The organism is Melghirimyces algeriensis, assembly GCF_900182565.1.
Classification (GTDB): Bacteria; Bacillota; Bacilli; order Thermoactinomycetales; family DSM-45169; genus Melghirimyces; species Melghirimyces algeriensis.
Genome location: NZ_FXTI01000006.1, coordinates 37124 through 64083, shown reverse-complemented (window position 1 = coordinate 64083; position 26960 = coordinate 37124). Strand labels below are relative to the sequence as shown.

The 26960-nt window shown below is 45.2% G+C and carries 25 protein-coding genes; 14 read left to right on the top strand and 11 right to left on the bottom strand.

What is annotated here, in order from left to right:
- Window positions 1–124 precede the first annotated feature (124 nt).
- Together FN782_RS09995 and FN782_RS09990 are read right to left on the bottom strand one after the other, a co-directional pair.
- A complete protein-coding gene (locus tag FN782_RS09995; RefSeq protein ID WP_185956201.1) occupies window positions 125–1642 on the bottom strand; it encodes a response regulator transcription factor in 1518 nt (505 codons plus the stop codon).
- A gap of 92 nt (window positions 1643–1734) precedes the next feature.
- Entirely contained in the window at window positions 1735–2511 is a 777-nt protein-coding gene (locus tag FN782_RS09990; protein WP_142505802.1) for an aldo/keto reductase, read from the bottom strand.
- 246 nt (window positions 2512–2757) lie between these two features.
- Here FN782_RS09990 and wrbA point away from each other — a divergent pair, with 246 nt between their 5' ends.
- A complete protein-coding gene (wrbA, locus tag FN782_RS09985) occupies window positions 2758–3417 on the top strand; it encodes an NAD(P)H:quinone oxidoreductase (protein ID WP_142505656.1) in 660 nt (219 codons plus the stop codon).
- A gap of 245 nt (window positions 3418–3662) precedes the next feature.
- Here the strand turns inward: wrbA and FN782_RS09980 are convergent, their stop codons facing one another.
- The 6 genes from FN782_RS09980 to FN782_RS09955 form a co-directional block, all read right to left on the bottom strand.
- Window positions 3663–4298, bottom strand: a complete 636-nt coding sequence (locus tag FN782_RS09980; protein ID WP_142505655.1) for a DsbA family oxidoreductase — start codon at window positions 4296–4298, stop codon at window positions 3663–3665.
- 160 nt (window positions 4299–4458) lie between these two features.
- Window positions 4459–6399, bottom strand: coding sequence for a glucose-specific PTS transporter subunit IIBC (gene ptsG / locus FN782_RS09975; RefSeq protein ID WP_142505654.1), 1941 nt, complete (start codon window positions 6397–6399; stop codon window positions 4459–4461).
- A gap of 220 nt (window positions 6400–6619) precedes the next feature.
- On the bottom strand, window positions 6620–7948 hold the full coding sequence (locus FN782_RS09970) for a tetratricopeptide repeat protein (RefSeq protein WP_142505653.1): 1329 nt from the start codon (window positions 7946–7948) through the stop codon (window positions 6620–6622).
- Window positions 7949–8164: 216 nt separating this feature from the next.
- The gene (locus tag FN782_RS09965; RefSeq protein ID WP_185956199.1) at window positions 8165–8686 is read right to left on the bottom strand and encodes a winged helix-turn-helix domain-containing protein; all 522 of its coding nucleotides are present in this window, start codon (window positions 8684–8686) and stop codon (window positions 8165–8167) included.
- Window positions 8687–8889: 203 nt separating this feature from the next.
- Window positions 8890–9189, bottom strand: coding sequence for a cytochrome C oxidase subunit IV family protein (locus tag FN782_RS09960; protein WP_185956198.1), 300 nt, complete (start codon window positions 9187–9189; stop codon window positions 8890–8892).
- On the bottom strand, window positions 9170–10045 hold the full coding sequence (locus tag FN782_RS09955) for an arylamine N-acetyltransferase family protein (RefSeq protein WP_142505650.1): 876 nt from the start codon (window positions 10043–10045) through the stop codon (window positions 9170–9172). The genes FN782_RS09960 and FN782_RS09955 overlap by 20 nt, the downstream gene beginning before the upstream one ends.
- A gap of 149 nt (window positions 10046–10194) precedes the next feature.
- Between FN782_RS09955 and FN782_RS09950 the strand changes: the two genes are divergently transcribed.
- Together FN782_RS09950 and FN782_RS16840 are read left to right on the top strand one after the other, a co-directional pair.
- Window positions 10195–10611 carry a BrxA/BrxB family bacilliredoxin gene (locus tag FN782_RS09950; RefSeq protein WP_142505801.1) on the top strand — a complete coding sequence of 139 codons (417 nt, stop codon included), beginning with the start codon at window positions 10195–10197 and terminating at the stop codon, window positions 10609–10611.
- A gap of 146 nt (window positions 10612–10757) precedes the next feature.
- Window positions 10758–10904, top strand: coding sequence for a hypothetical protein (locus tag FN782_RS16840; protein WP_185956197.1), 147 nt, complete (start codon window positions 10758–10760; stop codon window positions 10902–10904).
- Between the two features lie 17 nt (window positions 10905–10921).
- On the opposite strand, the gene FN782_RS09945 is transcribed toward FN782_RS16840, so the two are convergent.
- A complete protein-coding gene (locus tag FN782_RS09945; protein ID WP_142505649.1) occupies window positions 10922–11650 on the bottom strand; it encodes an alpha/beta hydrolase in 729 nt (242 codons plus the stop codon).
- 147 nt (window positions 11651–11797) lie between these two features.
- Between FN782_RS09945 and FN782_RS09940 the strand changes: the two genes are divergently transcribed.
- Window positions 11798–13741, top strand: coding sequence for an acetate--CoA ligase (locus FN782_RS09940; RefSeq protein WP_142505648.1), 1944 nt, complete (start codon window positions 11798–11800; stop codon window positions 13739–13741).
- 67 nt (window positions 13742–13808) lie between these two features.
- Here FN782_RS09940 and FN782_RS16835 read toward each other — a convergent pair whose 3' ends face one another.
- On the bottom strand, window positions 13809–13967 hold the full coding sequence (locus FN782_RS16835; protein WP_185956196.1) for a hypothetical protein: 159 nt from the start codon (window positions 13965–13967) through the stop codon (window positions 13809–13811).
- A gap of 205 nt (window positions 13968–14172) precedes the next feature.
- On the opposite strand from FN782_RS16835, the gene FN782_RS09935 reads away from it, so the two are divergent.
- The 9 genes from FN782_RS09935 to proS all read left to right on the top strand — a co-directional run bounded on the left by FN782_RS09935 (window position 14173) and on the right by proS (window position 24418).
- The gene (locus FN782_RS09935) at window positions 14173–14949 is read left to right on the top strand and encodes a sigma factor (protein WP_142505647.1); all 777 of its coding nucleotides are present in this window, start codon (window positions 14173–14175) and stop codon (window positions 14947–14949) included.
- Window positions 14942–16147 (top strand): anti-sigma-I factor RsgI family protein, encoded by a 1206-nt coding sequence (locus FN782_RS09930; RefSeq protein WP_142505646.1) that lies wholly within the window; start codon window positions 14942–14944, stop codon window positions 16145–16147. Before FN782_RS09935 ends, FN782_RS09930 begins: the two co-directional genes overlap by 8 nt.
- Before the next feature lie 214 nt (window positions 16148–16361).
- Window positions 16362–17135, top strand: coding sequence for an enoyl-CoA hydratase-related protein (locus FN782_RS09925; protein ID WP_142505645.1), 774 nt, complete (start codon window positions 16362–16364; stop codon window positions 17133–17135).
- An 18-nt stretch (window positions 17136–17153) separates the two neighbouring features.
- Complete coding sequence (locus tag FN782_RS09920) at window positions 17154–17939, top strand: enoyl-CoA hydratase-related protein (protein WP_142505644.1); 786 nt, start codon at window positions 17154–17156, stop codon at window positions 17937–17939.
- 133 nt (window positions 17940–18072) lie between these two features.
- Complete coding sequence (locus FN782_RS09915) at window positions 18073–19206, top strand: Leu/Phe/Val dehydrogenase (RefSeq protein ID WP_142505643.1); 1134 nt, start codon at window positions 18073–18075, stop codon at window positions 19204–19206.
- A 12-nt stretch (window positions 19207–19218) separates the two neighbouring features.
- A complete protein-coding gene (gene pdhA / locus FN782_RS09910) occupies window positions 19219–20298 on the top strand; it encodes a pyruvate dehydrogenase (acetyl-transferring) E1 component subunit alpha (protein ID WP_246064917.1) in 1080 nt (359 codons plus the stop codon).
- The gene (locus FN782_RS09905; RefSeq protein ID WP_142505641.1) at window positions 20291–21268 is read left to right on the top strand and encodes an alpha-ketoacid dehydrogenase subunit beta; all 978 of its coding nucleotides are present in this window, start codon (window positions 20291–20293) and stop codon (window positions 21266–21268) included. The genes pdhA and FN782_RS09905 overlap by 8 nt, the downstream gene beginning before the upstream one ends.
- 17 nt (window positions 21269–21285) lie before the next feature.
- Window positions 21286–22617: a dihydrolipoamide acetyltransferase family protein gene (locus FN782_RS09900; RefSeq protein WP_185956195.1), complete on the top strand. Its 1332-nt coding sequence runs from the start codon at window positions 21286–21288 to the stop codon at window positions 22615–22617.
- Window positions 22618–22951: 334 nt separating this feature from the next.
- Window positions 22952–24418 carry a proline--tRNA ligase gene (gene proS / locus FN782_RS09890; RefSeq protein WP_142505638.1) on the top strand — a complete coding sequence of 489 codons (1467 nt, stop codon included), beginning with the start codon at window positions 22952–22954 and terminating at the stop codon, window positions 24416–24418.
- 530 nt (window positions 24419–24948) lie between these two features.
- Here the strand turns inward: proS and FN782_RS09885 are convergent.
- Window positions 24949–25857: a sporulation protein gene (locus tag FN782_RS09885; protein WP_142505637.1), complete on the bottom strand. Its 909-nt coding sequence runs from the start codon at window positions 25855–25857 to the stop codon at window positions 24949–24951.
- A gap of 161 nt (window positions 25858–26018) precedes the next feature.
- On the opposite strand from FN782_RS09885, the gene FN782_RS09880 reads away from it, so the two are divergent.
- On the top strand, window positions 26019–26834 hold the full coding sequence (locus tag FN782_RS09880) for an MBL fold metallo-hydrolase (RefSeq protein ID WP_185956194.1): 816 nt from the start codon (window positions 26019–26021) through the stop codon (window positions 26832–26834).
- The last annotated feature ends 126 nt before the right edge of the window (window positions 26835–26960 follow it).

Genomic DNA, 26960 nt, shown 5'->3' with positions numbered 1-26960 from the left:
CTGTGAAAAAAGCTTATTTTATGGATTCTCTATCAGTATAAAGAAGAATAAAACGTGTTTTGAGAGTCTCCACATTCGAAAAAGAGGGAATTTTTTGGGTTGGATCAAAGAAAAGGAAGCGCTTTCATGTCAAATCTTCCTTTTCTTTGGATGATTGATTTTTTATTTGATCTCGGTAATTCCTGGGGGAATGTCCGGTCATCTTTTTGAAAATACGGCTAAACGTATTGGCATGAGAGAATCCGGATTGTCGGGCAACTTCTTGAATGGAAAGCGTTGTGGTTTCCAATAGACGACGGGCGTGACGAACCCGGATTGACCGGAGCAGATGGCGGAATGAAACCTGTTTTTGCTGAGAAAGCAGATGGCTGAAATAAGAGGGGTTTCGTTTTACATGGTTGGCTACCTGTTCCAAACTTAAATCTGGACGGTGAAACTCTTTTTCCATCCACCGGATTCCCCGTTCCACCGGGTCTGATTCCCCGCGCTGCCGTTGTTCTTCCGCTCCATCCAAGAGAGCATAGACAAAAAGCAACAGCTCTTGCACGATGCGGTAGAGTAAAGGGTTATATAAAACAGTCGAAAAAATGCGGTGGTAGTGTGCTTCCAAGGAAGGTTGCGTATGAAGCGACCAACTCTTCATAAATCGCCGCAATTGGGCAAGAAGACTGGTCAGCCGAATCCGCAAAAGTCCTGGGTCAGGATAGGGAGAAGCCAGATTGTAAAATTCAGACTGCATCCAAGCTTTGATTCCTTCCTTGTCCGATTGGTCCAGCATATCTACCCAAAGCCGTTGTTCCTCCGGATTGAGAAAAGGATCGATTCGTTTCCATTGGATGGCTTTTTCGACGGTGATCCACTGTTGATTTCCCCGATAAAACCGAAGTTGGAGAGCTTGCCGGGCCAAACGGTATTGTTGTCGAAGCGAGAGAGTATCCTGTTTATGATGGCTCACAGCAAACAGAGACTCTTGTGATCGATCCGACCACTCCCGGATCAAGCGATAGCCTTCCCGTTGGAAAATATTGTTTCGGTCGGATCGTGAACGGGGATAGACCGCCGCCACAGCATCGCTCAAGGGAAAAAGCATCGGTTGATGATGAAAGGGGTAATCTTCAAGAAAACGGTACAGAGACGGAATGGATTCTGGTGTTTCCGGCTGAAGAAGAAGGAGGGTGCCAGCTTGCTTCCCTTCTTCTTCAATAAAAAGGGATCGGTAGGAAAAAGGCGGGGCAGCAGTTGGAGAGGATTGGTTTTCCCTTTCCGTCGGGGTTTCAGTCAATTCCCGAAAAGCACGGTTAAGAGAACGTTTGATTCGGTCTGGAGAAGCAGGTTTTACCCACAAGTCAAAAGCATGCAATTCAATGGCCTGAACGGCGCGGTCAAAAGTGGCTTCCGCAGTCATTCCAATAATTGTCCGGGTATAGATGTTAGCCAGACGCCGAAATTCCTCCCACCGCTTCCGCGGTACCATATCTAACTCTACACAGCAAACGGAAGGGGGACTTTGTGTTAATTGTTCCAGCAATGAATCGAAGTCCGTGGCTGTCTTTATTTCCTGAAAGGGAATGGGATAAGCGCGTACCAGCCATTCCAGACCGATTTGTTCTTTTTTGTCCCGATCTGCAATCAGTAATTTCAAACCCATTTCTCCTTCCTTTTACGGAGTCACATTATAACAAAAATAGGGAACCCGCCCGAAGCGAGTTACCCTTAGGTTGTCATATGTTCTGTTTAAAAATCGTCCGGGTTCGGACCGATCCGCCGATCCTGATTCAAGCTGTCAATCTTCTTCATATCATCCGGGGACAGCTTAAAATCAAACAAATCCGCATTGCTTTTGATCCGTTCTTCTCGAACGGACTTTGGAATGGTGGAGACTCCGTTTTGCAAATCCCAGCGCAGAATAATCTGAGCTGGGGATTTGCCATGTTTTTTTGCAATCTCCTGGATGGTTTCATGATCCAAAATTTCTCCCCGCATTAACGGAGACCAAGCTTGCAGGCGAATCTGATGTTCATTGCAGAATTCCAAGAGCTCTTTCTGCGTGAGGCGGGGATGAAATTCCACTTGGTTGACTGCTGGGCGTGTTTCGCTGTGTTTCATTAACTCTTTCAGATGATGGATTTGGAAGTTGCTGACTCCAATGGCCCGCACTTTGCCGTCATGATATAGTTTTTCCAGAGCTTTCCATGTTTCCAGATATTTATCCCGTACCGGCCAGTGGATTAAATAAAGATCGATCTGATCAAATCCCAACTTTTCCCGGCTCTCTTCGAAGGCCTTTAGGGTGGACTCATATCCCTGATCATCGTTCCACACCTTGGTTGTGACAAAGACCTCTTCTCTGGGAATTCCGGAGTCCCGGATCGCTTTTCCCACGCCTTCTTCATTTCCATAAAATGAAGCGGTGTCGATTAATCGATAGCCTACACGGAGTGCGGTTTGAACCGCTTGTACCACTTCGTCTCCATTTTCCGCTTTGTAGACGCCCAGTCCAAACCATGGCATTTCGATACGGTTATTTAATTGAATGCGTTCCGACAGGTGTTCTGGCACAGCGAAATTCCTCCCAAATATCAAGTAAATGTTCCATTAGACTATACCCAAAAAAATGAACGGATACACCTCTTTCCACGATGAGAATAAGGAATAAGATGTATCAAATTTAAGATAAGTGAAATCATCTCCTTGAGAATTTACAGAGGCAGTAGGGGCACAATAAACCTATCAAATTCGTTTACTGGAGTGGGAAAAATGACAAATATCCTGATTCCTTATTACAGTGCTTACGGTCACATTTACAAAATGTCCCTCTCTGTGGCAGAAGGGGCAAAAAGTGTTGAAGGTACAGAGGTAAAAGTAGCAAAAACTTCGGAATTTGAGGTGGCCAAAAAATATTTATCCACACAGGAACCTTATGTCAAGGCACAGGAAGCTCAAGCCGATATTCCTGAAGCGACCCAAGAGGACCTTACTTGGGCTGACGGTATCATTTGGGGTGTACCTACCCGTTTTGGACTGATGCCTGCCCAAATGAAACAGTTTATGGACGCATCAGGTGGTCTTTGGGCCAAAGGTGCGCTTGAAGGGAAAGTAACTTCTGTTTTTGTCAGTACCGGATCGGTTCATGGTGGTCAGGAAACAACAGCGATTACGACTCTCATACCGTTACTGCACTACGGAATGATTTATGTAGGCCTTCCATATGGCGAAAACCCTGAACAATTGACAGCGGATGGAATTGGTGGTTCTCCTTATGCGGCAACCACAGTGGCGGGTCCGGATGGGTCAAAGACACCGGAAGAACGCGAATTGAAAATGGCTTATCGCCTTGGTGCCAGGGTAGCCAAAGTAGCCAAGGCGTTAAAGGGAAAGTTGAATCAACCCGAAGAAATTCAAGGTTCGTCTGTATGAGCCTTTCGAAATTACTCAAAATACGAGCGAAAACGTGTTAAACGATTTGTACCTTGAAAACCGAATCGTATGGGGTTGTGGTGAGGAAGGAACAGTCACCACGTAAAACGATTCCTGTCATGCGGAAAGACCCACAAAAACATTTTCAATATGTACCGTAGGAACTACGGGAAGTAAAGCTCGCGGAGAGTACCCGCCTGCGGCTTGATGAACCGAGAAGCTCTACCACTTTAGTGGAGAGCCGTTCACATCGCATTGCAACCATTGGCAACAGAGTTACGGTTCTTTTTTAACTCCTGATCCAAAATCCTTTCAAATGTTTCTTTATTGACAACCCCTTGAATCCGTTCATCGCCAATGATAAATGTTGGGACAGCGGTAATTTGTGCTTCTTCATTCGCATGTTTGAGTGATTGTTGTTGTATTTCTTTATATTTTCGTGTCATTAAAGCCTCTCTAAAATCTCCTTGATTCAGTCCAACCTCACCCGCAATGTTTGTCAGAACGTCAATATCTCCAATATCCTGTTCTTCTTGAAAAAATGCTGTAAATACCCGATCGTTGTATTCCTTTCCTTTGCCATGTTCTTTGGAGAAGTGAAATCCTTCAAATGCTAGGTTTGTATAGGGATGCGGTGAAACATATGGCAATTTCATATGGACTCCCCACTTTTTTGCCGTTGGTTTAATAAACTGATCCCATCCCATTCTTTTGGAGGGGTCATTTACTGGATCTAATTTTGGTGAAGGACTGGGGCGCAGTTCAAAAGGCATCCATTCCACTTCAACATCTTTTCCCTGTATGGCTTTCTCAAACGATGCTTTCGCCAAAAAACAAAAAGGGCAAATATAATCTGAATATACTTTTACGTTTACAGACATGATCTATCTTTCTCCTTTCCTTACAATACAAAGCAATTGTAACAGTTACAACAAAATAAAGCGCGCTGTGTTGTAACTATTTTAGTTACAACATGATCGGTTGTCAACCTTGATGTTTCTGTCAAAAGAAAAAAGACCCGTTAATGGGCCTTTTTTCGTATTACTCTTCAGTGATGGAAATAATATCTGTTTCACCTTTTTCCACATGATCTTTTTTGAGAAGTTTAACGCTTTTGCCTTCTAGATTGGTGAAGACAACCGGAGTAATGATCGACGGAGCATGTTGTTGAATATAGTCCAGATCCACTTTGAGAAGAGGCTGTCCTCTTTTTACTTCAGCATCCGCTTCCACCAGAACTTCAAAGCCTTTGCCTTCCAGCTTGACAGTATCAATTCCCACATGAATCAGTACTTCCATCCCATTTGGAGTTTGCAGACCGAGGGCATGCTTGGTGGGGAAAATATTCACCACTTTTCCGTTTACTGGTGCCACAACCGTACCTTCTGAAGGCTCAATGGCGAAACCATCCCCCATCATCTTCCCGGAAAAAACGGCATCCGGAACTTCTGTGATCGGAAGGATCTTACCGGATAGAGGAGCAGCCAATTGCTCCTCACCATCTGTAGGAGGGGGGGGATTTTTACTTTCTTCTTTCTCCTTTTTTTCTTGCCGGGACGGTTTTTTGCCACTCAGAATGTTTTTGATCATATCTTTGAGTCGATCCGATTGCGTGCCAAAAATGGCCTGAATATTGTTTCCATAAACCATGACACCTGACGCTCCCAACGTTTTTAGTTGATCTTTGTCCACTTGACCAGCATCCTTGACCGTGACACGGAGACGGGTGATACAAGCATCCAGCTTCTCCATATTCTCTTTACCGCCGAAAGCCTGAAGAATTTCATAGGCCAGTTCATCATCGGTGGTGTCCACATTCTGATTCTCTTCTGTGTCCTCATCTTCACGTCCTGGGGTCTTCAGATCCCATTTTCGAATGGCGAAACGGAAGCCAAAATAATAAATGATTGCAAAGACCAAGCCTACCGGAAGAATCAAGAGCGGGTTGGTCGCTTTCTTAAATAGAAGGATGTAGTCCAAAACCCCGCCGGAAAATGTTACACCAGCCTTCACATTGATCAGATCCAACACCATAAACGAGATTCCCGCAAAAATAGCATGGATTGCAAAGAGAAGAGGGGCCACAAAAAGGAAGGAAAATTCGATGGGTTCCGTAATGCCGGTTAAAAAAGAGGTTAAAGCTGCTGAAAGCATAATCCCACCAACAACTTTTTTCCGTTCAGGACGGGCCTCATGATAAATAGCCAGGGCAGCTGCCGGCAAACCGAACATCATAAAGGGAAATTTTCCGCCCAGGAAGGTGCCGGCTGTTGGGTCACCAGCCATAAAGCGGGCTTGGTCTCCTTTTATAATTTCACCTGCAGCCGTTTTAAAGGTTCCAAATTCAAACCAAAAGGGTGAGTAGAAGATATGATGAAGTCCAAACGGGATCAGAGAACGTTCAATGACACCGAAAATAAAGGCTGCCAAAGCGGTATTCTGTTGCGTAACCAAGATGGAAAATCTGTCAATCCCGTCTTGGATGGGCGGCCAAATATAGAAAAAGGCGATACCGAGAAAAAAAGCGGTGACGGCAGTAACAATGGGAATAAAACGCCTTCCTCCAAAAAAACCGAGAAATTGGGGTAACTGAATATCATGGAATTTTTGATATAAGTAGGCGGCAACCAACCCGATGATAATTCCGCCAAATACTCCCATATCAATTGTCTCAATCCCTAGAACAGGGCTGGTTTGCACTTTGGCATCTTCTGCCAGAGTACCCATGGTTACTATCATAATTAAAAATCCACTGATTGCGGCAAGTCCGGCGGTTCCTTCATTATCTGTCAGTCCGATGGCCACTCCAACAGCAAAGATCAGTGCAAGGTTACTAAAGATGATTTGCCCGGCCTGTGTCATGAGGGGAATGGAAGCGGCATCACCAATTCCCAGCAATAGGCCAGCTGCCGGTAGCATCGCTACAGGCAACATCAACGAACGGCCGATTCGTTGGAGAACCCCAAATCCTATTTTAAGCATAAAAACCCTCCTTTGATAAGTCATTGGTATGAATATTGCTTATCAAGCTTAATCTTACCAAAATCTTTCCCTATATATAAGGGAAATATATAGTACATTTTTTGTATAAGGTAATACTTCATTCACAATATAATCCATAACAACAAAACCCTCTCCGCATTGAAGAGAAGAGGGCTTTATTCTGTGTCCTTTTGACAACTCTTATTCATGATCACAACGCTTATTCAAGTTCTTCAAAAGTGGTTCCCTCTTCACGTTGCAAATCTTGTTGTACTTTGTACATTTCTCTCAGGCTTTCGTGAAATTTCGCTTCGTCTGTTTTCTCATAACATTGAGATAGTCTGAACAAGGTCTGATATTCCGTTTCCTTGTAGTCATATTTTTTGGATAGATCCAACGCCTTCTGATAATATTCGGTTGCGTTGGTATATTTCTTTTGTTTTCGGTAATAGTCTCCCATGACTTGTAATGCATACGTGAGCCGTGGGGCGATATTTAATTTCTCACTGATGGAAATCGCTTTTTGAATCACCTGATGAGCTTCATCCCACTTGGATTGGTGCATATACAGAATGCCTAGACGAGCATAAGTTGTGGAGAATTTATCCTGATCAGAAAACTGGCCTGTAAGTTTCAATGCCATATCAAAACAGGATTCCGCTTTATTCCATTGCTTCTGTTGCATATAAACGCTTCCCAGAACCGTCCACAGATCAAACATGGAATGGTACTTTTGATTCAACCGGGCCAATTCGAGTCCATCTTTCGCGTATTGAATGGACTCCTGAAGCATGCCGGACCTGCGAAGCAAATCTGCTCGCAACCAATAAAAACTTAGAATGATATCGATTTCTTCAATTTGATGAAGGTGTTCCCATACTTCCTGAACGACCTGCATGGCTTCTCCCAAACGTCCCAGCTTTTCAAGGTACAGGGCTTGATTGCGTTTCAAAAGATACTGGAGGGTTGTATTTTCTCCTTCCAAAAAGGCATCCAAACCATTTTCTGTGTACTTTAATGCTTGTACAATGTTATTTTGTCTGAAACTGGCGATTCCCAGCTGATTAAACGCATCTGCTTCCACATTGTGATCTTGGCAGTGACTGCTTTGGCTTGCGAGGCGAATGGCATTAAACAGTGCACGTTCTGCACGTTTCCAGTTTTTCTTGGAGATTAGCAGCTTGCCTTTTAAGTAATAAGCAATTGCTGCATAGGGATGGCTGTCTTCCAAATTCAATTCTTTCAGTTTTTTGTATGCACTGTCTCTGTCGTTAATGCCTAAGAGGGTTTCAATCTTAAACAGCTCAAATTTGGTCTCTTCTAATTCTTGCTGTTCATTAACCATTAAATTTGGTAGATTATCCAAGTCCAAATCCAATTTTTTCAAAAGATATTTTGTTTTATCCATATTAACATGGGGGACACCGCGCTCAATATTGCTGATTGTAGCCGGCGAAATATTGTCATCTGCCAGATCTTCCAACCGAAATCCGCGTTCTTTTCTTACTTTACGAATTACTTCTCCGATTTCGTGAATTTCCAATGACACAGAGACTCACCTCATTTAAAATTTCATGGAATTATTGGCTTACTTATTTACAGTCTATTATAAAATAAAATATATCGATATATAAAAGAATCTTCCTATGAAATATTATCCAGTTAACTGAATATTGTGTATATTAAGATCAAAGGAAGTGCGGTAATGATAACCATATCAAAACTTATATTCTGAATATTTAGATTAGTATGAACTGAAATCGACTTAATGATCAAAGTAACTCATTATAATATAGTTAACATTTGACAAGTCACTGTTCCTTTCTCTCTGATCCCTTGAAGAAATCAACTCCATTATTTTTTTATTGACTTCCTTCCATTCTTCTTTTGTTAATTTTACTCGTACAATACTGGCCTCTGAAGTAATATCCTTGTTACTTTGCAGGTCAGATTGGATCGTTGAAATGGCTTTATCTGCTAATGCGTAAAGTTGAGGTATAATATAATTTGTGTTCTTCATATAATCTTTTAATATAAATTGATGAGGTAATAAATTTTCATTAGCTGCTATATAGTATTTTTGAGAGATATTATTAATCAATTTTTCATATGCTACCTTCAGCAAACCCAATTTTTCAAGTTGATTAATGTGATAGTAAAGACGGGAAGGTTGCTCGTTGATCGATTCTGCTATTTCTTTGACGGTTTTCTCTTTATCTTTTGTTGCCTGTAAAATTAGAGTTCGCTTGTAATTGAACAGTGACTTTGTAATATTTTTGTCTTTCATTTTAACAACTCCCTTCTTATTCCCTAAAAATAATGAACATATAAATAGAATCATCCTTTCAAAAGTTACACTTTCATTGCAGATACATATAAATTTTGAATGGGAATAAAAACATACTCTTCACTTTTTTCGAAATATAAAATAAATATACTAAAATTATGCATAAAAGTAAAGAAACAGAACCAGAAAACGGCTCTGTTTCTTTATCCTTTCATAGCCCACAGCGCTACAACGATGATAATACTGAAACCGATCCCGCTTGCCATAAATAGGGTGGGAAGCTGGCTGCGCCGATCCAGGTGCATGAAGGTGGTTAGTTGGAGAATGAGTTGGAGAAAGGCAAGAACCAGGATGACGGTAAGAGTGATAGAAGCGGAAAAAAAACCGGTACCGACTGTGGCAAAAGCAATACCCGTCAAAAGAATCATCCACCCAAAAGAGAAAAGGTGTCGGGAAGCGGTTTCACGAGGTCGTCTGTTTTCTTTATGATTTGTTTGTGTCATGGAGATTCCGTCCTTTACATGAAATGCTTTCATTAAAGGAGGATGCGCTGAAATCTCCCGGTTTATTCGATTTCTGACAGGATATGTGGTGCAACGGAATCGAATCAGGATCGATTCCAAAGTGTTTATACATTAGATAACGCTTAACATCGATGTTTTGGACAGGAATTTTCCGTTTTTGTCCATGAATCGTATGGATAAAGGAGTCATCGGACAAGCTGATGCGTCCTTGAAGGGTGGCTCGTGTAAGGATCAGTTGTTGACGAAAGATGGAGGTGGGGGATGTTTGATGGTATGCACACATGACAGCAAAATCCCGAAGACGGCGGGCGGTGGTAGAAAAACGATAGGAGGATACCCAGCGCGATTGTTGCTTTTTCTCCAGCACATAGGCCTCTTTCTCGTTTGGTATCTTCTTGATTCGATAACATCCACTAAGGTCTGACTGTTTTTTCCCGGAAAGGGGAAGAGGCTGTCGGGCTGAATCACCGAAACCCACATCTACCAGCCACGGTTCGTTTAAGTGGACGATTAGAGCCATATGATCATATTCAGGACCGAACCCACCATCTGCGGTACGAACGCGACCGGAGACGATTGATACCTGAAACCCCAACTCCTGAAGCAAAGCACTGAAGGCGCTGTTTAGTTCATAACAAAATCCTCCACGTTTTTGATAAACAATTTTTTTAAAAACAGCCCCGTGTTGAAGGCGAATCCAACGGTTGCATAAAATATCCAGATTCTCAAACGGAATATGAAACAAATGTTGGTTCATTAAATATTGAAGGGTTTCCAAGTTGGGTTTTCCAACAGAATCCACTTGGATTCTCTTTAAATACGCCTTCACGTCCACGGGATCACCTCCTTCTCTCTCATCATACAGGAGGTTACGGGGGCTTCTCCACCCTTGTTTGTGGACTCATAAGGGCGAGATGGGATACAATACATATAATAGGTGTTGAAGGAGGAATTGGAGTGGCGCAGAATTTTTATATCCAACAGATGCAAATGATGGTTCAACCGATGCGCGATGAATTGACTCGTCTCGGTTTTGAGGAATTACTGACGCCCGAAGATGTTGTGCAAGCTTTGGAAGGGAAAGGAAGTAAGGGAACCGCTTTGGTTGTCGTCAATTCGGTTTGTGGATGTGCTGCTGGATTGGCTCGACCTGCTGTGGCTCATTCTTTGCAGAATGAGAAGAAGCCGGATCATTTGTTTACAGTCTTTGCGGGTCAAGAGAAGGAGGCGACTGCCAAGGCACGGGAATATTTTGAAGGATATCCGCCGTCTTCTCCTTCCTTCGCTTTGATGAAAGATGGAAAAATTGTTCACATGGTGCAACGCCATGAGATTGAAGATCGGACTCTGGAAGAGATTTCAGCAAACTTGACCAGTGCTTATGACAAGTATTGTGGATGAGTGTTTGCTGCCACCCTGGCTAGCTGGATAAGGGCTAATTGGGGTGGTCTTTTGTTATTGTGGTTCTTTTGAGATAGAGGTCACTTTAGAATTAAGAAAAACAGCACGCGAGACTGCTGACAAAGAGAATAAGAGGGGGATATCCGGTGGAGCATCCTTTCCCGACGACCCAGCGGAACCCCTGGTTGGGACCGGAGGGGGTGAAGCGGACTCATTCCCCTTCGTTGCTGGAGGAAAGAGATGCGGAGACGGAAATCGCCCCTTCACCACTTTGTCATGAACCTCACGTGTAGTGATTAACTGCACGCGCTTACCTTTTGAAAAACGTTCTGAGTGCTTGGGGCAGATCTTTTTGCCAAAATCCCCAAGTGTGATCCCCTTCCTGCTCCGAGTAATGGACGTTGGCTCCTTTTTCTTGAAGGGCTCGGTGTACTTCCCGGTTTCTTGCCAAGAGATCAAGATTTCCCATATGGGTGGGAACAGCAGTTTCTGATTTCCCAACCGTTTGATAAATCTCCAGATGGGACAGAGAGTCTGTCCGACTGATCGCTTCCAGTGTGGGTTTCAAAAAAGCTCCAGATTGGGAGAGCACACGACGAAAGCGGTCAGGATGCTCCAGTGACAAATGGAGGGATACCGTTCCACCAAGCGAAGAACCACCCAATACCTGTTCATGGATGGTATTGGTAATAGGAAAATTTTTTTCCACAGCTGGGACCAGTTCATTGACAAAAAAGCGAAGATAGGCGGGGTGACGCTCTCCATTGGGACCGTATTCGGAACTTCGCTTCTCCTTGGATACCGGGATTGCAACTGCTGCAAAGGGAATCGTCTCTTCGTCAAGGATCATTTGGTTTGCCTGGGTGGCCAATCGGCCTAAGTTAAAATAGTCGTTTCCATCTTGCAGATAGATCACGGGATAACGCTCATTTTCATCATGGTTGGGTGGAAGGTATACCTGAATTGTACGAGTTTCATTTAATTCTTTGCTGGAGATTTCCAATTTGCGGATGGTCCGTTTCAGATATCGTCTGTCCATGATTTATATCACTCTTTTCTATCCTTGTCCGAATACTGTACTCCAACTTTACCGAGTGTTGTCTCCAAAATCAAGTGGATGCTTTGACCAGAACCTTAAGACTGTTTAAAATAAAATGGAATTGTATGAAAATGGGGTGGGAATTTTATGAAGGAAGCAGTTTGGTTTCCTAAAGAAGATCGAATAAAAAGGCTGAAAATGTATCAATTGATGAAAAAAAATGGTATGACGGATTATGACCAGTTTTATCAGCATTCGGTCCAGAAACCATCTTGGTTCTGGGAGACTGTGATCAAGGATTTGGATTTGGAGTGGTTCCAACCTTATCAACAAGTATTGGATACATCAAAAGGGATTCCCTGGTCTCAGTGGTTTGCAGAAGGTAAGATCAATGTTGCCCACAATTGTTTGGACCGATTTGTAAAGGACCCTGTGGCCAAAAATCGGACAGCGATTATTTGGGAAGGAGACAATGGTGATGTCCGAAAACTGACTTATCAGGAATTGTGTGAAGAGGTTCAAGCCTTTGCCAGAGGGCTTCAAATGTTGGGAGTGAATCGAGGGGACCGAATTGCCATTTATCTGCCTATGATTGTGGAAAACGTGATTGCGATGTTGGCAGTGGCCCGAATCGGTGCCATTTTTATCCCTTGTTTTTCTGGCTACGGGGCAGAAGCAGTGGCAACGAGATTGCAGGATTGCGAAGCCAAAGTGTTGGTGACGGCGGACGGTTTTTTTAGACGAGGGAAGGTCATTCGAATGAAAGAGGAGGCGGATCAGGCCGCGGATCAATCTCCAAGTGTGGAAAAAGTAGTCGTGGTTTCCCGTCTCAATCGGGAAGACTGCCCCCGACAGGATGCAAGGGATGTAGATTGGGATGTCTTGACGAAAGACAAGAAAGCGCTTTCTTCAACGAAAACGGATGCGAATGAACCATTTATGATCATTTATACCTCCGGAACGACTGGACGACCGAAAGGAACGATTCATAGCCATTCCGGATTCCCTGTCAAAGCGGCATTTGATGCGGGTTACAGTATGGATCTCGGTGCTGGGGATACGCTATTCTGGATGACGGATATGGGTTGGATGATGGGACCCTGGATGGTTTTTGGATCGCTTTTGAATGGATCAACGATGCTTTTGTTTGAAGGAACACCGGATTATCCGAAACCGGATCGTTTGTGGAAAATCGTGGATAACCACCGAGTCACCCATTTGGGAATTTCCCCGACGGTGATCCGTGCATTGATGAAATTTGGAGATAAGTGGTTGGCTTCATATTCTCTTGATACGCTACGGGTGTTTGGTTCTACCGGAGAACCCTGGAATCCAGAACCTTGGAGTTGGTTGTTTGAAAAGGTGGGTAAAAAAGAGGTACCCATTTGGAACTATTCCGGAGGGACAGAGATTTCGGGCGGCATTTTATCATCCAATCTGATGAAGCCGATTTCCCCTTGTTCCTTTAACGGACCGATGCCAGGCATGGATGCAGAGGTCGTTGATGAAAAAGCAAACCCCGTTCGGGGTGAAGTGGGGGAGTTGGTGATTCGCCAGCCTTGGGTTGGGATGGCCAACGGATTTTGGAAAGACCCTGATCGATACGAACAAACGTATTGGAATCGCTGGCCTGACCTCTGGGTTCATGGGGATTGGGTGCAGGTAGATGCAGATGGATACTGGTATATTACTGGCCGATCCGATGATACCCTGAAAATTGCCGGAAAACGTCTGGGACCTGCCGAGGTGGAGTCGATCCTGGTGGATCATCCTGCTGTTTTGGAATCTGCGACGATCGGGGTACCTGATTCCGATAAGGGGGAAGCGGCTATCTGCTTTGCTGTTTTAAAACCGGATCATGAGGAAAGTGAATCCTTAAAAGAAGAGCTGATGAAGTCGGTTGCTGAAAGACTGGGAAAAGCCTTGAAACCAAAAGCAATTCATTTTGTTAAGGAACTCCCTAAAACACGGAATGGAAAAATTTTGAGAAGGGTTATGAAGTCGGCATACACCGGAAAGGCGCCCGGAGATCTTTCCTCTTTGGAAAATCCAATGGCGGTGAAAGCCATACAACAATGTTCACCTGATTGAAAATTGAAACATTCACAAATAAAAGCTCGTTTTCTGTAAACGAGCTTTTATTTGTAATAATAATCATTTATCTATCGGGAGGCTCTTCTTCCAATTGTATAACCTGAGTATACTCTCCACGGCGAATTTCCTTAGGAGAAGCTTGATCCCGGAGTGGATTTTCCGTTAATCCGGGAGCAACCTGAGGGTTCGTTGTTTGTTTTTGTTCTCGTTGTTTCTTTTCCATACTGGAACCTCCTTATCGATAATAAGTAAAAACACTTTGGATGGATGCTTTGGGGATAATGGATTCGTTCGGACCTGTTATCAATTTTCCTGAATTCAGTATTCCATATCCATTCTTGTGAATGGTGGATAAAGGAAAAGGTGTTAAGAGGGATGGAAACGGACAAAAAACCGAGTGGACCTCCGAATATATAGAGTGAGGAGAGGTGTCGGCATTGCATGGTCCGGGGGATGGTGATCGCAATCTGTTGGAAATGGATATAGAAACTCGTGTCAAAGAAGCTCAGGAAGATCCATCCTCTCCAATCCGGGATGAGCTGATTATTGAAAATCGGCAGTATGTGAGAAAGGTGGCTTCCAAAATATGCAAAAAACATATCAGGATACAGGATGATGAATATTCCATTGCTTTAATGGGATTTAATGAAGCGATTAACAATTATAAGGAAAACCAGTCAACGGCATTCCTCTCTTTTGCCTATACTGTAATCAAGAGAAGATTGACGGATTATTTTCGGAGTGAAAAAAGACATTTATACCAGGTTTCTCTAGTACCTGCGGACGCCAAGAGTCAGGAGTCTAATTATCCGGAAGTCGTGAAAAAATCGTTTGAAGAACACCAGGACATTGAACTGAAAGAGAAGCGCCAGTCAGATGTCGAAGAATTTCGGGATCATTTATTAAAGTTTAATATCTCGATGGATAAGCTGGTCAAAGTTTCTCCCAAACATAAGGACACGCGGGAAAACCTTTTGAAAATAGCCCAACGTATTGTTTCCTCTGAAGAATTGCTTGAACAATTCTGTAAACAACAGCGAATAAAAAAAGAGTTTGCCGAGCAAGTGGGCTGTCACCGCAGAACCTTAAAACGTCACCGGATATATTTAATTGCGTTGGTGGTGGTTTTAGTGGAAAATCTGCCGACAATTCGCAGTTATCTCGGTTTACCAGCCGAAAGGAAAGGGGGTGAGGAGTGTGAATAAAGGGATTTTAATGAAGGTTGGTAAACGGCATTGGATTGTGATGACATCCGACGGAGAATTCCTGAAAATCCCTTCCCAAGGAACAGATGGCCGTTTGGGAGAAGAGATTACCTTTACTGTGGATAGGGGGCAGGAATTTTTTGCGAGGTTTTCACGCCATCCCCGGATGGCTGTAAGCTTTGCTGTGGTCATACTGTTGATTGGTTTGATCGCTCCGTTGCTTAAACCAGTGGATGTGAATGCACAAACCTACCTGTATATCGATATCAACACATATCACTCATTAACTGGATCTTCAGTCAAAGTGAGTGCCAATCACCGAAAGGATCGCAGCTCCAGTCTGGAAGTTGGAGTAAATAAAGAAGGAAGAGTGATTTCAGTCAAAGGCATCAATCAATCCGGTAAAGCATTGGTCCAACGGGTTGACAGAAATCTTGATTTTGAGGGATCTCACATTGATGAGTTTGTGACGGATGTTTTGATTGAAGCCAAAAAAGCGAAGCTGTTGAATCCTCAGGATGGTATTATTGTATCCCAGGTTCCAAAGGTCAGCGATAGGATGATTCTAAATCATGAAGAAGAGTTGGAGGGTACATTGAAATCCATCAAGGAGAAGGTAAAAGAGGAACCAAACCTGAAAGATACTCAACTGGATACCGTAACGCTTCCCATTCCCGATTCTGTGCAGGATCGAGCGAAACAACATAAGGTGTCTCCGACCAAGTATGCTTTGTGGCTCCTTTCCCAATCCAAAGGACATCAAGTAGATATCTCACAAATTCCCGGAAAGTCCACTCATGAAATGATGAATTTGCTGAGTGGCTCTCACACTCCCCAAAATCCACCGGAAGAAAATGAATGGGTACGGTGGATGAATGAGTTTGATTCCGGTTTAAATACAGTTACAGAGGATCAACAGAAGAAAACGGAATCCAAAGAGGGTCAAAAACCATCCGGTCAGGGGTCTGAAGAAGAAATGGACGGAAGTGAGAACGGTGACACATTGGATGAAGGCGATGCCAAGGAGGGGTCAAACCCAGAAGATTCGGAGAGCAAATCTTCTACCGATGAAACAGAAGGGGATCACTCATCAAACACACAGGACTCCCAAACAAATAATCCATCGAGTACAGGAGAGCATACAGACCCGAACGAATCGGAATCCTCTTCTGGAGATCAGACGGGTGGTATTGAATAACATTGGATCGTTAGGATCATAAGAAAAGAGAGAGAATCACGATTGGGCCGGTGAACCTTCATGTAATCCAAGGTTCACCTTTGCTTTAACACTGTAAAGCAGAATGCTGACAATGAATCCAATCGTTTGATAAAATATAAATCGAAATCAAAATTGGATGAGTTTTTTTATAATGCAGAAATGTAAGCGCTTTAATCGATGGGGGGAGTGGCGAATGGAACCTGATTTTCTCAAAGTGTCAATTGAAAAAAGGGTTGGGTGTATTCGGTTGCATCGTCCCAAATCTCTAAATGCATTAAATCGGCAGATGATCGCTGAGTTGGTGGTTGAGCTGGAACGGTTTGACCGGGATGAAAATGTGGGAGCGATTCTGTTGACTGGAGGAGAGAAAGCCTTTGCAGCCGGAGCCGATATTGGAGAGATGGCGAAGGCAACTTCGGCTGAGATGCTGTTGATGGATCAATTTGCGGATTGGGATCGTATTCGACGTGTGTCCAAGCCCATCGTGGCTGCTGTAAGTGGTTATGCTCTGGGAGGAGGATGTGAGCTGGCGATGGCCTGTGACTTAATTCTCGCTTCGGAGTCGGCAAAGTTTGGTCAACCGGAAATTCATCTGGGTGTTATTCCCGGAGCGGGTGGAACGCAGCGATTGACTAGAACAGTCGGAAAGAAACGGGCGATGGAAATGGTCTTAACCGGAAAAACAATCTCTGCCGATGAGGCGTTTCGAGCTGGGTTGGTCAATCGGGTGGTTCCTGTTGAATTATTGGAGCAAGAAGCGTTGAAGCTGGCAAAGGAGCTCGCTTCCAAAGCTCCAATTGCTCTTCGTCTGGCTAAACAGGCGGTTCAAAAAGCAGCCGACAAGGGATTGGAAGAGGATCTGGATTATGAACAGAAGCTCTTTTATTTTCTGTTTTCCACGGAAGATCAGAAGGAAGGAATGAACTCCTTTATGGAGAAGCGTCGTCCCGATTTTAAGGGAAAATAAACGACCGGGAGGATCAATATGCTTGAAACCTTGATCTATCAAAAGGATAACGGTGTCGGCAAAATTACTTTGAATCGACCAAAAGTGTTTAATGCCTTTAATGTGAAAATGAATCAAGAGCTTACATCTATACTAAATGAAGTGTCCAAAGATTCTGAGGTCCGAGCGGTACTGATCTTTGGAGAGGGAAAGGCCTTTTGTTCGGGACAGGATCTGAACGATCGAAGCGATTCCGATATGGAAAACATCTCCTTGGGTGAAAGTGTTCGCAAACGTTATAACCCCATGATCCAAGCGATCACTTCGATGGAAAAACCGGTGATTGCGGCTGTCGGTGGGGTGGCAGCCGGAGCAGGTTGCAGTTTGGCCCTGGCATGTGATATGCGCATCATCTCTGATAAGGCTAAATTTGTTGAAGCTTTTATTCGGATTGGATTGGTTCCCGACAGCGGTTCAAGCTATTTTCTCCCAAGATTAGTAGGGTTTGGGCGAGCGATGGAACTGTTAATGACCGGACGGGACATTCAAGCGGAAGAAGCGGTTCAGATTGGACTGGCCAATCGGTTGGTTCCCCACGATCAGCTGGAGGAAGAAAGCGTCCAGTTTGCAGAGAAACTGGCTCAGGCTCCTACTAAAGCACTCGGTCTGACCAAACGAGCTCTGTACAAATCCATGGATGTGGGATTGGATGAAGCGCTTGAATATGAGGCGTATATGCAGGAAATTGCCGGTAAAACAGAAGACTTCCAGGAGGGGGTTCACGCATTTATAGAGAAGCGCACTCCCCGATTTCAAGGGCGATAACCATTCGCATTCCTTTCCCAACGGGTGCATATCATGAGGTAGCGTTGGAAACAGACTGTTTTTATTGGCTTGTACGCCGAGCGGTCGCTCGTTAGGAAGTAAAATAAAATCCAAAGAGCAGGGATGATGATGGATGAAAGTTCTTGGAGAAAAGAAACATTTATCTCGTTCACATATGGATGACATTTTTGAGTTGATGGAAGAAGATGGACATGAACAAGTGGTCTTCTTCCGACATCCTGGTTCTGGACTGAAGGCCATTGTCGCTATTCATGATACAACGATGGGCCCGGCATTGGGAGGATGTCGTATGGTTCCCTATTCAAGCACGGATGATGCCTTAAAAGATGCCCTTCGCCTCTCCAAAGGGATGACCTATAAGTGTGGCTTGGCTGATGTAGATTTTGGTGGTGGAAAGGCTGTGTTGATTGGAAACCCGGAGACGGATAAAACCCCGGAGTTATTCAGGGCATTTGGGCGATTGATCGGTGGATTGCGCGGACGCTTCTATACAGGGACCGATATGGGAACGATGCCGGAGGATTTTGTCCATGCGGCTCGTGAGTCCGAATCGTTTGTCGGTTTACCGGAAAGTCATGGTGGAAGCGGAGATACTTCTGTCCCTACAGCCTTCGGCGTGATGCAGGGATTCCGTGCAACCGCTCGACATCTTTGGGGAACGGACAGTTTAAAGGGACGTGTGATTGCCATTCAGGGAGTAGGGAAAGTGGGAGCTCGACTGGTGGAGCAGTTAATGGAAGAAGGAGCCCACTGCATCGTGGCTGATATATCGTTGTCCCGGATGGAACGAATACAGTCCCGTTATCCCGATATCCGGCTGATGGATGTAAGTGAGATTCATCGGGTTGATTGTGATATTTTTGCTCCCTGTGCTGTCGGCGGAGTAATTAATGATGAAACACTGGATGAACTCTCCTGTCAGGCAGTGGTCGGATCAGCAAATAACCAATTGGAAAAGGACGAGCACGGAGACGCGCTTCATCAAAAGGGCATTCTCTACGCCCCCGATTATTTGGTGAATGCCGGAGGATTGATTCAGGTGGCAGATGAACTGGAAGGATTTCATCATGAGCGCGTCATGGCAAAGACAAAGGAAATCCATGATATGCTGCTTCGTATTTACGAAGTATCCCAGAAGGAAAATATACCGACATGCCGAGCGGCGGACCAATTGGTTCTGGAACGTCTCCGTCAGGTATCAGATCTGAGACGTATTTTTCTAGGATTAGGCCACCGGGGTAAATAGGAGGGGATTCAGTTGCTTCAACGGATGGATCGAGTAGACCGGCAGTATATTCTGCCTGAAGGAGAATTGACGGACGCAGGGCGGAACATTTGGAATGAATTTTCAAAAGAGAAAAAACAGGCATTCTATCGCTGGATGGTACAGGTCCGTTCCTTTGATCGTCGCTTGGTTACTCTACAGCGCCAGGGAAGAAGCGGTACATATGCGCCGATGGAGGGACAGGAGGCGGCTCAGGTTGGATGTGCGTTAGCTCTTTCAAAGGAGGATTGGATTTTTCCAAGCTATCGCGAACTGGGAATTTTTATGGTTGCGGGAATGCCCTTGAAGCAAATCATCCTGTACTGGATGGGACGGGTGGAGGGAAATGTTGCTCCTGATGGAGTGCGTGTGCTTCCTCCCTATGTTCCCATAGCGACACAGATGCCCCAAGCGATGGGAGCAGCATGGGCAGCCAAGCTGAAAGGGGAGCGTTCGGTTTCGGTCGCCTGTTTTGGCGATGGGGCTACATCGGAAGGTGACTTTCATGAATCCTTAAATTTCGCTGGTGTATTTCAGTTGCCGGTGATCTTTTTCTGCCAAAATAACCATTATGCGATCAGTGTTCCCTTTACACGCCAGTCAGCTGTCCCAACGGTTGCAGAGCGGGCATCCTCCTATCAGATTCGAGGGATTCGCGTCGATGGAAATGATGTGCTTGCGGTCTATTCAGCGATGGAAGAAGCCGTTGTTCAGGCCCGGCAAGGTGGTGGAGCCACACTGATTGAGGCAGTAACCTATCGGTTGGGGAATCATACTACGGCCGATGATGCCACCCGTTATCGGGATCAATTAGAGGAGAAGGAATGGATTTCATACCGTGATCCCGTTGTTCGCCTGGAAATGTTGTTGAAGTCCGAGGGTTTGCTTACAGAAGCCGAGATTCAGGATTGGGAGGAGCATTGCCGGGATGTGGTGGAACAGGCAGTAAAGGAAGCGGAATCGGCTGCTGGGTTGCCTCCAGAACATATGTTTGATCATGTATATGAAGAACTTCCATCAGACCTTCGTCGTCAAAGGGAGGAGCTGTCGGGAAAGGGGAAGAAGCATGCCTGAGAAAACGCTGATCCAAGGAATTAATGATGGGTTGCGAACGGCTTTGACAGAAGATCCTTCCACATTGGTTCTGGGAGAGGATGTAGGGAAGAACGGGGGTGTTTTTCGCGCAACCGAAGGGTTGTGGGAAATGTTTGGAGATCATCGGGTGATCGATACTCCATTGGCAGAAGCAGGCATTGTAGGAGCGGCGATCGGTATGGCGATCAATGGTTTGCGACCGGTCGCTGAAATTCAGTTTATGGGTTTTATATACCCCGCTTTTGAACAGATCGTCACTCATGCGGCCCGTCTGCGGACCCGTACCCAGGGGCAATACCCTGCTTCCCTTGTGATTCGTGCGCCGTATGGAGGAGGAATCCGGGCACCGGAACTTCATTCTGATTCGACTGAATCTCTCTTTGTCCATACTCCGGGATTAAAAGTGGTGGTTCCCTCTACCCCGTATGATGCCAAAGGGTTGTTGTTGGCAGCAATTCAGGACCCCGATCCGGTCATTTACCTGGAACCGATGAAAATCTACCGTTCTTTTCGTCAGGATGTTCCGAAAGGCTGGTTTGAAGTTCCTATTGGAAAAGCAAGAAAAGTGCAGACAGGAGAGGATGTTACATTAATTACTTGGGGTTCCATGGTTTCCATGGCGGAAAAAGCGGCTCAAACCGCTCTAGATCAGGGAATATCCTGTGAAGTGTTGGACCTTAGAAGCCTTTACCCGCTCGATGAGGAAATGATCATTACTTCTGTCAAAAAAACAGGACGTGCTGTCATTATCCATGAAGCCCCAAAAACTGCTGGATTAGGGGCGGAACTGGCTGCCCGAATCCATGAGCTGGCATTTCTGTGGATGGAATCACCTGTGGAACGGGTAACCGGATACGATGTTCCCGTACCCATGTTTGCTTTGGAAGATGATTTTCGGCCGAGTTTGCAACGGATCGACAGAGCTATACACAGAGTGATGACGTTTTAGAGAAGGGAGTGATCCTTGTGAAATTCAGGTTGCCGGATGTTGGTGAAGGTGTAACGGAAGCCGATGTGGTTCGCTGGCTGGTAAAAGAGGGGGATGAAATGGAGGCGGACCAACCCATTGTGACCGTTCAAACGGATAAGGCGGTGGTGGAGCTTCCCACTCCTGTAGCAGGAACAGTGGAGTCCATCTATTGGAGTGAGGGAGATACTGTGCCGGTGGGTGAAGCTTTGCTGGCGATTCAAGAGAAAGGAACAAGCGAACATTTACACAAAACGCAAGAGCCTGCTTCCGGGTCTGAGCCGGAGATGATCAGCAAAGGAAACCGGAGAGAACCACAGGATGGATGGGAAGACTCAGCAACATTATCGGATGGAAAAAGGCGTCGGCGTGCCTTGGCGACACCATCCACTCGACGATTGGCCCGGAATCTCGGTGTAAATATTCATGAGATTCTGGGGACGGGACCGGCGGGTCGGGTGATGAAGGAAGATGTTCGGCGGAAGGCGGCGGAATTGGCTGATTCCTACGGGGTGATGGCTTTGGCGTCCCAGGTGACCCGGTCAGCAACAAAAGATTTAAATGGGAAGAAAACGGGATCTGAACCGTCTGAGTTGCCACAAGCACCGATGATAATTGAAAAAGAGGATGCGGGTGTGGAAGAGCCTCTCTCCCGAACCCGGCGTGTCATTGCTGAGCGGCTTTTATTCTCGGTTACGCAAAAGCCTCATGCCACTCATTTTGATGAGTTGAATGTAGAAGGATTGGTGGCTTGGCGCAACCGGATCAATAAAGAAGCGAAGCAGAAGCAAGACAGAATCGGGTTTCTGCCAATTCTGTTGAAAATCGTGGCGGTTGCGCTGAGACACCATCCATTGTTGAACGCCCACTTCAATGGGGAGGAAAAGAGCATTCGCCGCTTTTCTTCCGTTCATTTGGGGGTGGCTACCGACACCCCTCAAGGTCTTTTGGTGCCGGTGATCCGGGAGGTGGAACGAAAAAGCATCCTTCAGATCCATTCCGAACTACAGGAACGGATTACAGCTGCACGAGAGGGGCTTCTATCGCGGGAACAGATGACTGGAAGCACATTTACTGTCAGCAATGCCGGCTCTCTTGGAGGGGTTTTTGCTACACCCATCATCAATCCCCCGGAAGTGGCCATTCTTGCCCTGCACCCGGTTGAACAGCGACCTGTGGTGGAAGACGGACAATTGGTTCCCGGATGGCGGATGAATGTTTCACTCTCCTTTGACCATCAGGCTTTAGACGGAGCGGATGCCATCCGGTTTACCCAGAGATTGGGTTCTTTTACCTCGGAGCCGGGAAGATTATTGTTGGAATTGACATAAGGATGTCAACGAGAAATTTACCCTTAAATTGACAATGATTTCTACGCCTGATATCATATTTTCTGATGAAAGGTGATGAAAGGACCCGCAGGTACTGCTGTGTTCCCAGAGAGTCGGCCCCAAGGCTGGAAGGTCGATACAAAGCGTATCTGCTTCCCATCCTGGAACCGCTGGTGAGAAGCTATGCCGGTCCCCTGCCGTTACCGGGGTTGAAGCGGTCCGTGGCAGTTGCTACGGTCAAAGCAGGGTGGTACCGCGGGTAATCTCCCGTCCCTCATGGGATGGGGGATTTTTTTAGCTGATTAAGCGACAGTAGAAAAGGAGTGTACGTCTGTTGAAACAAGAGAAAGCGTTTGTCAAGGAGATTACCCCACAGTCAAAAGACTTTTCCCGTTGGTATATCGATGCGATAAAAAAAGCGGATCTGATGGATTATACTTCGGTTCGTGGTTGTATTGTTTTTAAACCGGACGGATATGAACTCTGGGAACGGATTCAGGCTGCAATGGATCAACGGTTTAAAGATACAGGACATCGAAACGCCTATTTTCCGATGCTGATTCCAGAATCCTTTTTTCAAAAAGAAAAGGAGCATGTGGAAGGCTTTAACCCGGAATTGCCCTGGGTGACGGAAGCGGGTGGTGAAAAACTGGAAGAGCGATTGGCCTTACGCCCAACGTCTGAAACAACGATTGGTCAGATGTATAGCCAGTGGATTCAGAGTTATCGCGACCTTCCGGTTCTCATCAATCAATGGGCCAATGTTTTCCGCTGGGAGAAACGGACGATGCCTTTTCTGCGCACTTCCGAATTTCTCTGGCAGGAAGGACATACCGCTCATGCCACAGAAGAAGAGGCTCGCCAGGAAACCATGCAGATGCTGGAGATTTACAGGGAAGTTGTGGAACAGGAACTGGCAATCCCTGTTTGGAAAGGGAAAAAGACGCCGAGGGAACGGTTTGCCGGTGCGGTTGATACGTATTCGATTGAAGCGATGATGAAGGATGGGAAAGCGGTTCAGGCCGGAACATCTCATTACTTGGGTGAGAATTTTGCCAAGGGTTTTGATATCAAGTTTTTAGACAGAGACAACCAGCTGAAATATGTACATACCACTTCATGGGGAACTTCCACCCGACTGATCGGCTCTATGATCATGGTTCATGGTGATGACCGTGGATTGGTACTTCCCCCACGTGTTGCTCCGACTCAGGTTGTGATGATTCCGGTGGGTCCAGCGAAGTTGCGGGAAAAAGTCATGGAACAGTTTGATCCGCTTTTTGACGCGCTCAAAGCCGCAGGGATTCGGGTGCGGGCAGACTTGAGAGAGGAGACACCGGGCTGGAAGTTTAATGAATGGGAAATGCGTGGTGTCCCCATTCGATTGGAGATCGGTCCGCGCGATGTGGATAAAAATCAAGCCATTCTGGCTCGCCGGGATACGGGAGAAAAAGTTGCAGTCGTTTTGGACGGTGCGGTTCAGTCAGTTAAGGATCTGTTGGATGAAATTCAACAAAATATGTTCCAAAAAGCGTTGGCGTTCCGAGAGCAACATTCCCATCTCGGTATTGAGACTTTGGAAGACTTAAAGGAGCATATCGCCAATAAGGAAAATGAACAAGGAATTCCGGGATGGGTGTTGGCCGGTTGGTGTGGGGAGGACTCCTGTGAGCTAAAAGTGAAGGAGGAGACCAAGTTCACCACCCGAAACATTCCCTTTGCGCCTCCAGCTACCAAATCCACTTGCTTGGCATGTGGCGGAGAAGCACAAGATACGGTGTGGTTTGCTCGGTCCTATTAAAAGAGAATAGCATGAAATAACGGGACGGCTTTTATCAGGAGCCGTCCCGTTTATTGATACCCTGCTGAAATTTTTTTTCTCACCATTCTGATCCAAGAGACGAGAGATAACAGGATGCAATCCAGAAGAGAAGATTCATCGTCCATTCAAACAGAACGTATATCCAGCCCTCTTCATAAAGCAGTCGAAGCAGATTCCAAAATCCGATACGGGTTGTGGATGATATGTTCCTTTTCGGATTAACAATATAAAATATAGGAAATTAACCCATTGCATCCCCTGTAGGTTAACAAACTCAACTGAAAGAAACGCCAACCCATGTGAAAGTGTCTGTTCTGAAAATAAGATCGTTAAAGACAAGGCGTACATTCCAAGCAGATAAATGGAATGACAGAAAGCCAGGTCCAATGGTTTGTCGGTTCATGATTTTTTACCTATGTGAATATCATATCGTCGCTCAACATCCCTTATTTTGGGATGCTGAGCGATGTTTCTGTCTTGCTCACTTACACTGAAAAGTGAAAATAAGTTCAGTCATCAAGAACCTCAACTACAAATTCCTCTCCGCTTTCTGAGGTGGATTGACCATCTTCCTGGTGATCCAGCGCTTCATCGGCCAGCTCGGCAAGGACGATGCTGCCAAGGGCTCCGGCTGCGAAACCACCAATCATATTTCCCCAGCTGAGCGATTCCTGTTTCAGTTCCTGATTTGGCAAATACCAGCCAGGGGGGCTTTCCGCCATATCCAATAACACTTGTTTTAGCGTTTGAGTCAGTCGTTCTTCATTTTCCAGCACATCATGTTCCAGGAAAAGTTCAGTCCGAATCTTATATGCACCGCCCTCTGACCGGATTTCCACTTCCATTGGAAGACGTACTCCGGCATCATTGATGGCAGCGGCGAATTCAATCCTTTTTAATTTCCCCTGAAGAAGGTTCGTGGGAAACAGATCAAACTTCTGTGCATGACCATTAAATGATCGGGAATCGTACTTTTCGCGGAATCCTAGGTTGGAGAAAGCTTTGAGTACCTGTTGCATATCCCTGGGAGGCAAGACCCGAATGAAATCGTGATCCAGATGGTCATTTGCTTCCGAGATCTCCAAGCGAGTGGAAAAGCTATAGGAAACGAGGTTTCCAGATACGGGCAGATCTTTTGGTAAAGTACAGCTGAATGGAAATGATCGTTGTTCTCCGGGGCGGATTGAAAAGATTTCGGGAAAGGGAAAGGTCTGAATGGTATGACGGAACGTCTTTTCCTTCACCCGCACCGTTAACTGAAGATCCACTTCAATTCCGTTAATTTTTTGGTCGATTGTACCACCCAATATCATCAGTTCGCCATTTACGGAATCCCCTGGTCGGTATTCCTCACGCTCAAGGAGCAAATCCACCTTTGCTCCGCCTTTACCTAGTTTTGCAAGCAACTTTCTAAACACGGTTTATCCTCCCTGAAAAAAATATCTTTGTAGTCTAAATATACCGGATTTTGGTTGAGAAAACGATGGGTAAAATACATTTTTATAGTTTTAGTAGTGTGGCACCATGGATGATGATAGAATAGTGAGTTGAAATTTAACCGATGAATGGGCGATGTTTCATGATAAAAATAAAGCTCAATCAATTGCAAGAGAAAGAAGTAACGGCATTAAGATGTCAGATTGATTTCCTGGGAAATCGGTTTCGTGTCTTCGTATATTATATTGACGAGTTTCTGATCGAAACCGGTCCTGCACGAATTCGAAAGCAAGTAGAAACATTTGTGAAGGAATGGGAGCTCAAGGGTGCGGCAGTGACACATTTCCATGAGGATCATGCTGGTAATGCAGCGTACCTTGCCAAGAGATATCATCTCCCTGTATATATGGGTGAGAAGACAGCGAAGGTTATGACCTCCCCTCCCCAAATTCCTTTCTATCGAAGAGTTGTTCTGGGTTCGTTGGAACCGGTTCTTGGAGAGCCGCGAAAGAAGATTGAGACAAAACATTTTTGTTTTCAGGCGGTACCTACTCCAGGCCATACCGAGGATCATATCACTTGGGTGGAAGAAGAGCAAGGATGGGCTTTTACGGGGGATCTGTATTTGGGAACGCGTTTAACGTACGGATTTCGTGATGAATCGATTTCCAAGCTGATCGATTCCATTCGTAAGTTGCAGCGATACCCGATTAAAACAGTATTTTGCTCTCATGCCGGTATCATTTCTGAAGGTCCAAAAGCATTGAAGCAGAAGCAGGATTTTTTGGAATGGCTTTGTGAGGAAACTCTTCACCTTCATGATCAAGGGGCTCCTACCCAGGAAATTGTACGACGTCTGTTAAAAAAGAGACCAGGTCTGGTTTTGATTTCGAATGGTGAATTGGCACCAATTCATTTAATCCGGATCATTATCAAAGAAAATCAAAGAGAATGCTGAAATGTTTTCATATATTTACATTATTTTTCCTTTTTCCGGGTTGACAACCAAGGGGATTATTGGTCATAATTATATTACAATTCTGATAGTATTGGCAAAAGCATTCGTTGAGAAAGGGATAGATTT

Excerpts from the sequence above, each read along its gene's own strand:
- wrbA (WP_142505656.1), top strand. The coding sequence starts at position 2,758 with ATGACAAATATCCTGATTCCTTATTACAGTGCTTACGGTCACATTTAC.
- FN782_RS09990 (WP_142505802.1), bottom strand. The coding sequence starts at position 2,511 with ATGCCATGGTTTGGACTGGGCGTCTACAAAGCGGAAAATGGAGACGAA.
- FN782_RS09960 (WP_185956198.1), bottom strand. The coding sequence starts at position 9,189 with ATGACACAAACAAATCATAAAGAAAACAGACGACCTCGTGAAACCGCT.
- FN782_RS09905 (WP_142505641.1), top strand. The coding sequence starts at position 20,291 with ATGCCTGAGAAAACGCTGATCCAAGGAATTAATGATGGGTTGCGAACG.
- FN782_RS09915 (WP_142505643.1), top strand. The coding sequence starts at position 18,073 with ATGAAAGTTCTTGGAGAAAAGAAACATTTATCTCGTTCACATATGGAT.
- FN782_RS09880 (WP_185956194.1), top strand. The coding sequence starts at position 26,019 with ATGATAAAAATAAAGCTCAATCAATTGCAAGAGAAAGAAGTAACGGCA.
- FN782_RS09940 (WP_142505648.1), top strand. The coding sequence starts at position 11,798 with ATGAAGGAAGCAGTTTGGTTTCCTAAAGAAGATCGAATAAAAAGGCTG.
- ptsG (WP_142505654.1), bottom strand. The coding sequence starts at position 6,399 with ATGCTTAAAATAGGATTTGGGGTTCTCCAACGAATCGGCCGTTCGTTG.
- FN782_RS09950 (WP_142505801.1), top strand. The coding sequence starts at position 10,195 with ATGCAAATGATGGTTCAACCGATGCGCGATGAATTGACTCGTCTCGGT.
- FN782_RS09965 (WP_185956199.1), bottom strand. The coding sequence starts at position 8,686 with ATGAAAGACAAAAATATTACAAAGTCACTGTTCAATTACAAGCGAACT.
- FN782_RS09920 (WP_142505644.1), top strand. The coding sequence starts at position 17,154 with ATGCTTGAAACCTTGATCTATCAAAAGGATAACGGTGTCGGCAAAATT.
- FN782_RS09925 (WP_142505645.1), top strand. The coding sequence starts at position 16,362 with ATGGAACCTGATTTTCTCAAAGTGTCAATTGAAAAAAGGGTTGGGTGT.
- FN782_RS16835 (WP_185956196.1), bottom strand. The coding sequence starts at position 13,967 with ATGGAAAAGAAACAACGAGAACAAAAACAAACAACGAACCCTCAGGTT.
- FN782_RS09945 (WP_142505649.1), bottom strand. The coding sequence starts at position 11,650 with ATGGACAGACGATATCTGAAACGGACCATCCGCAAATTGGAAATCTCC.
- FN782_RS09980 (WP_142505655.1), bottom strand. The coding sequence starts at position 4,298 with ATGTCTGTAAACGTAAAAGTATATTCAGATTATATTTGCCCTTTTTGT.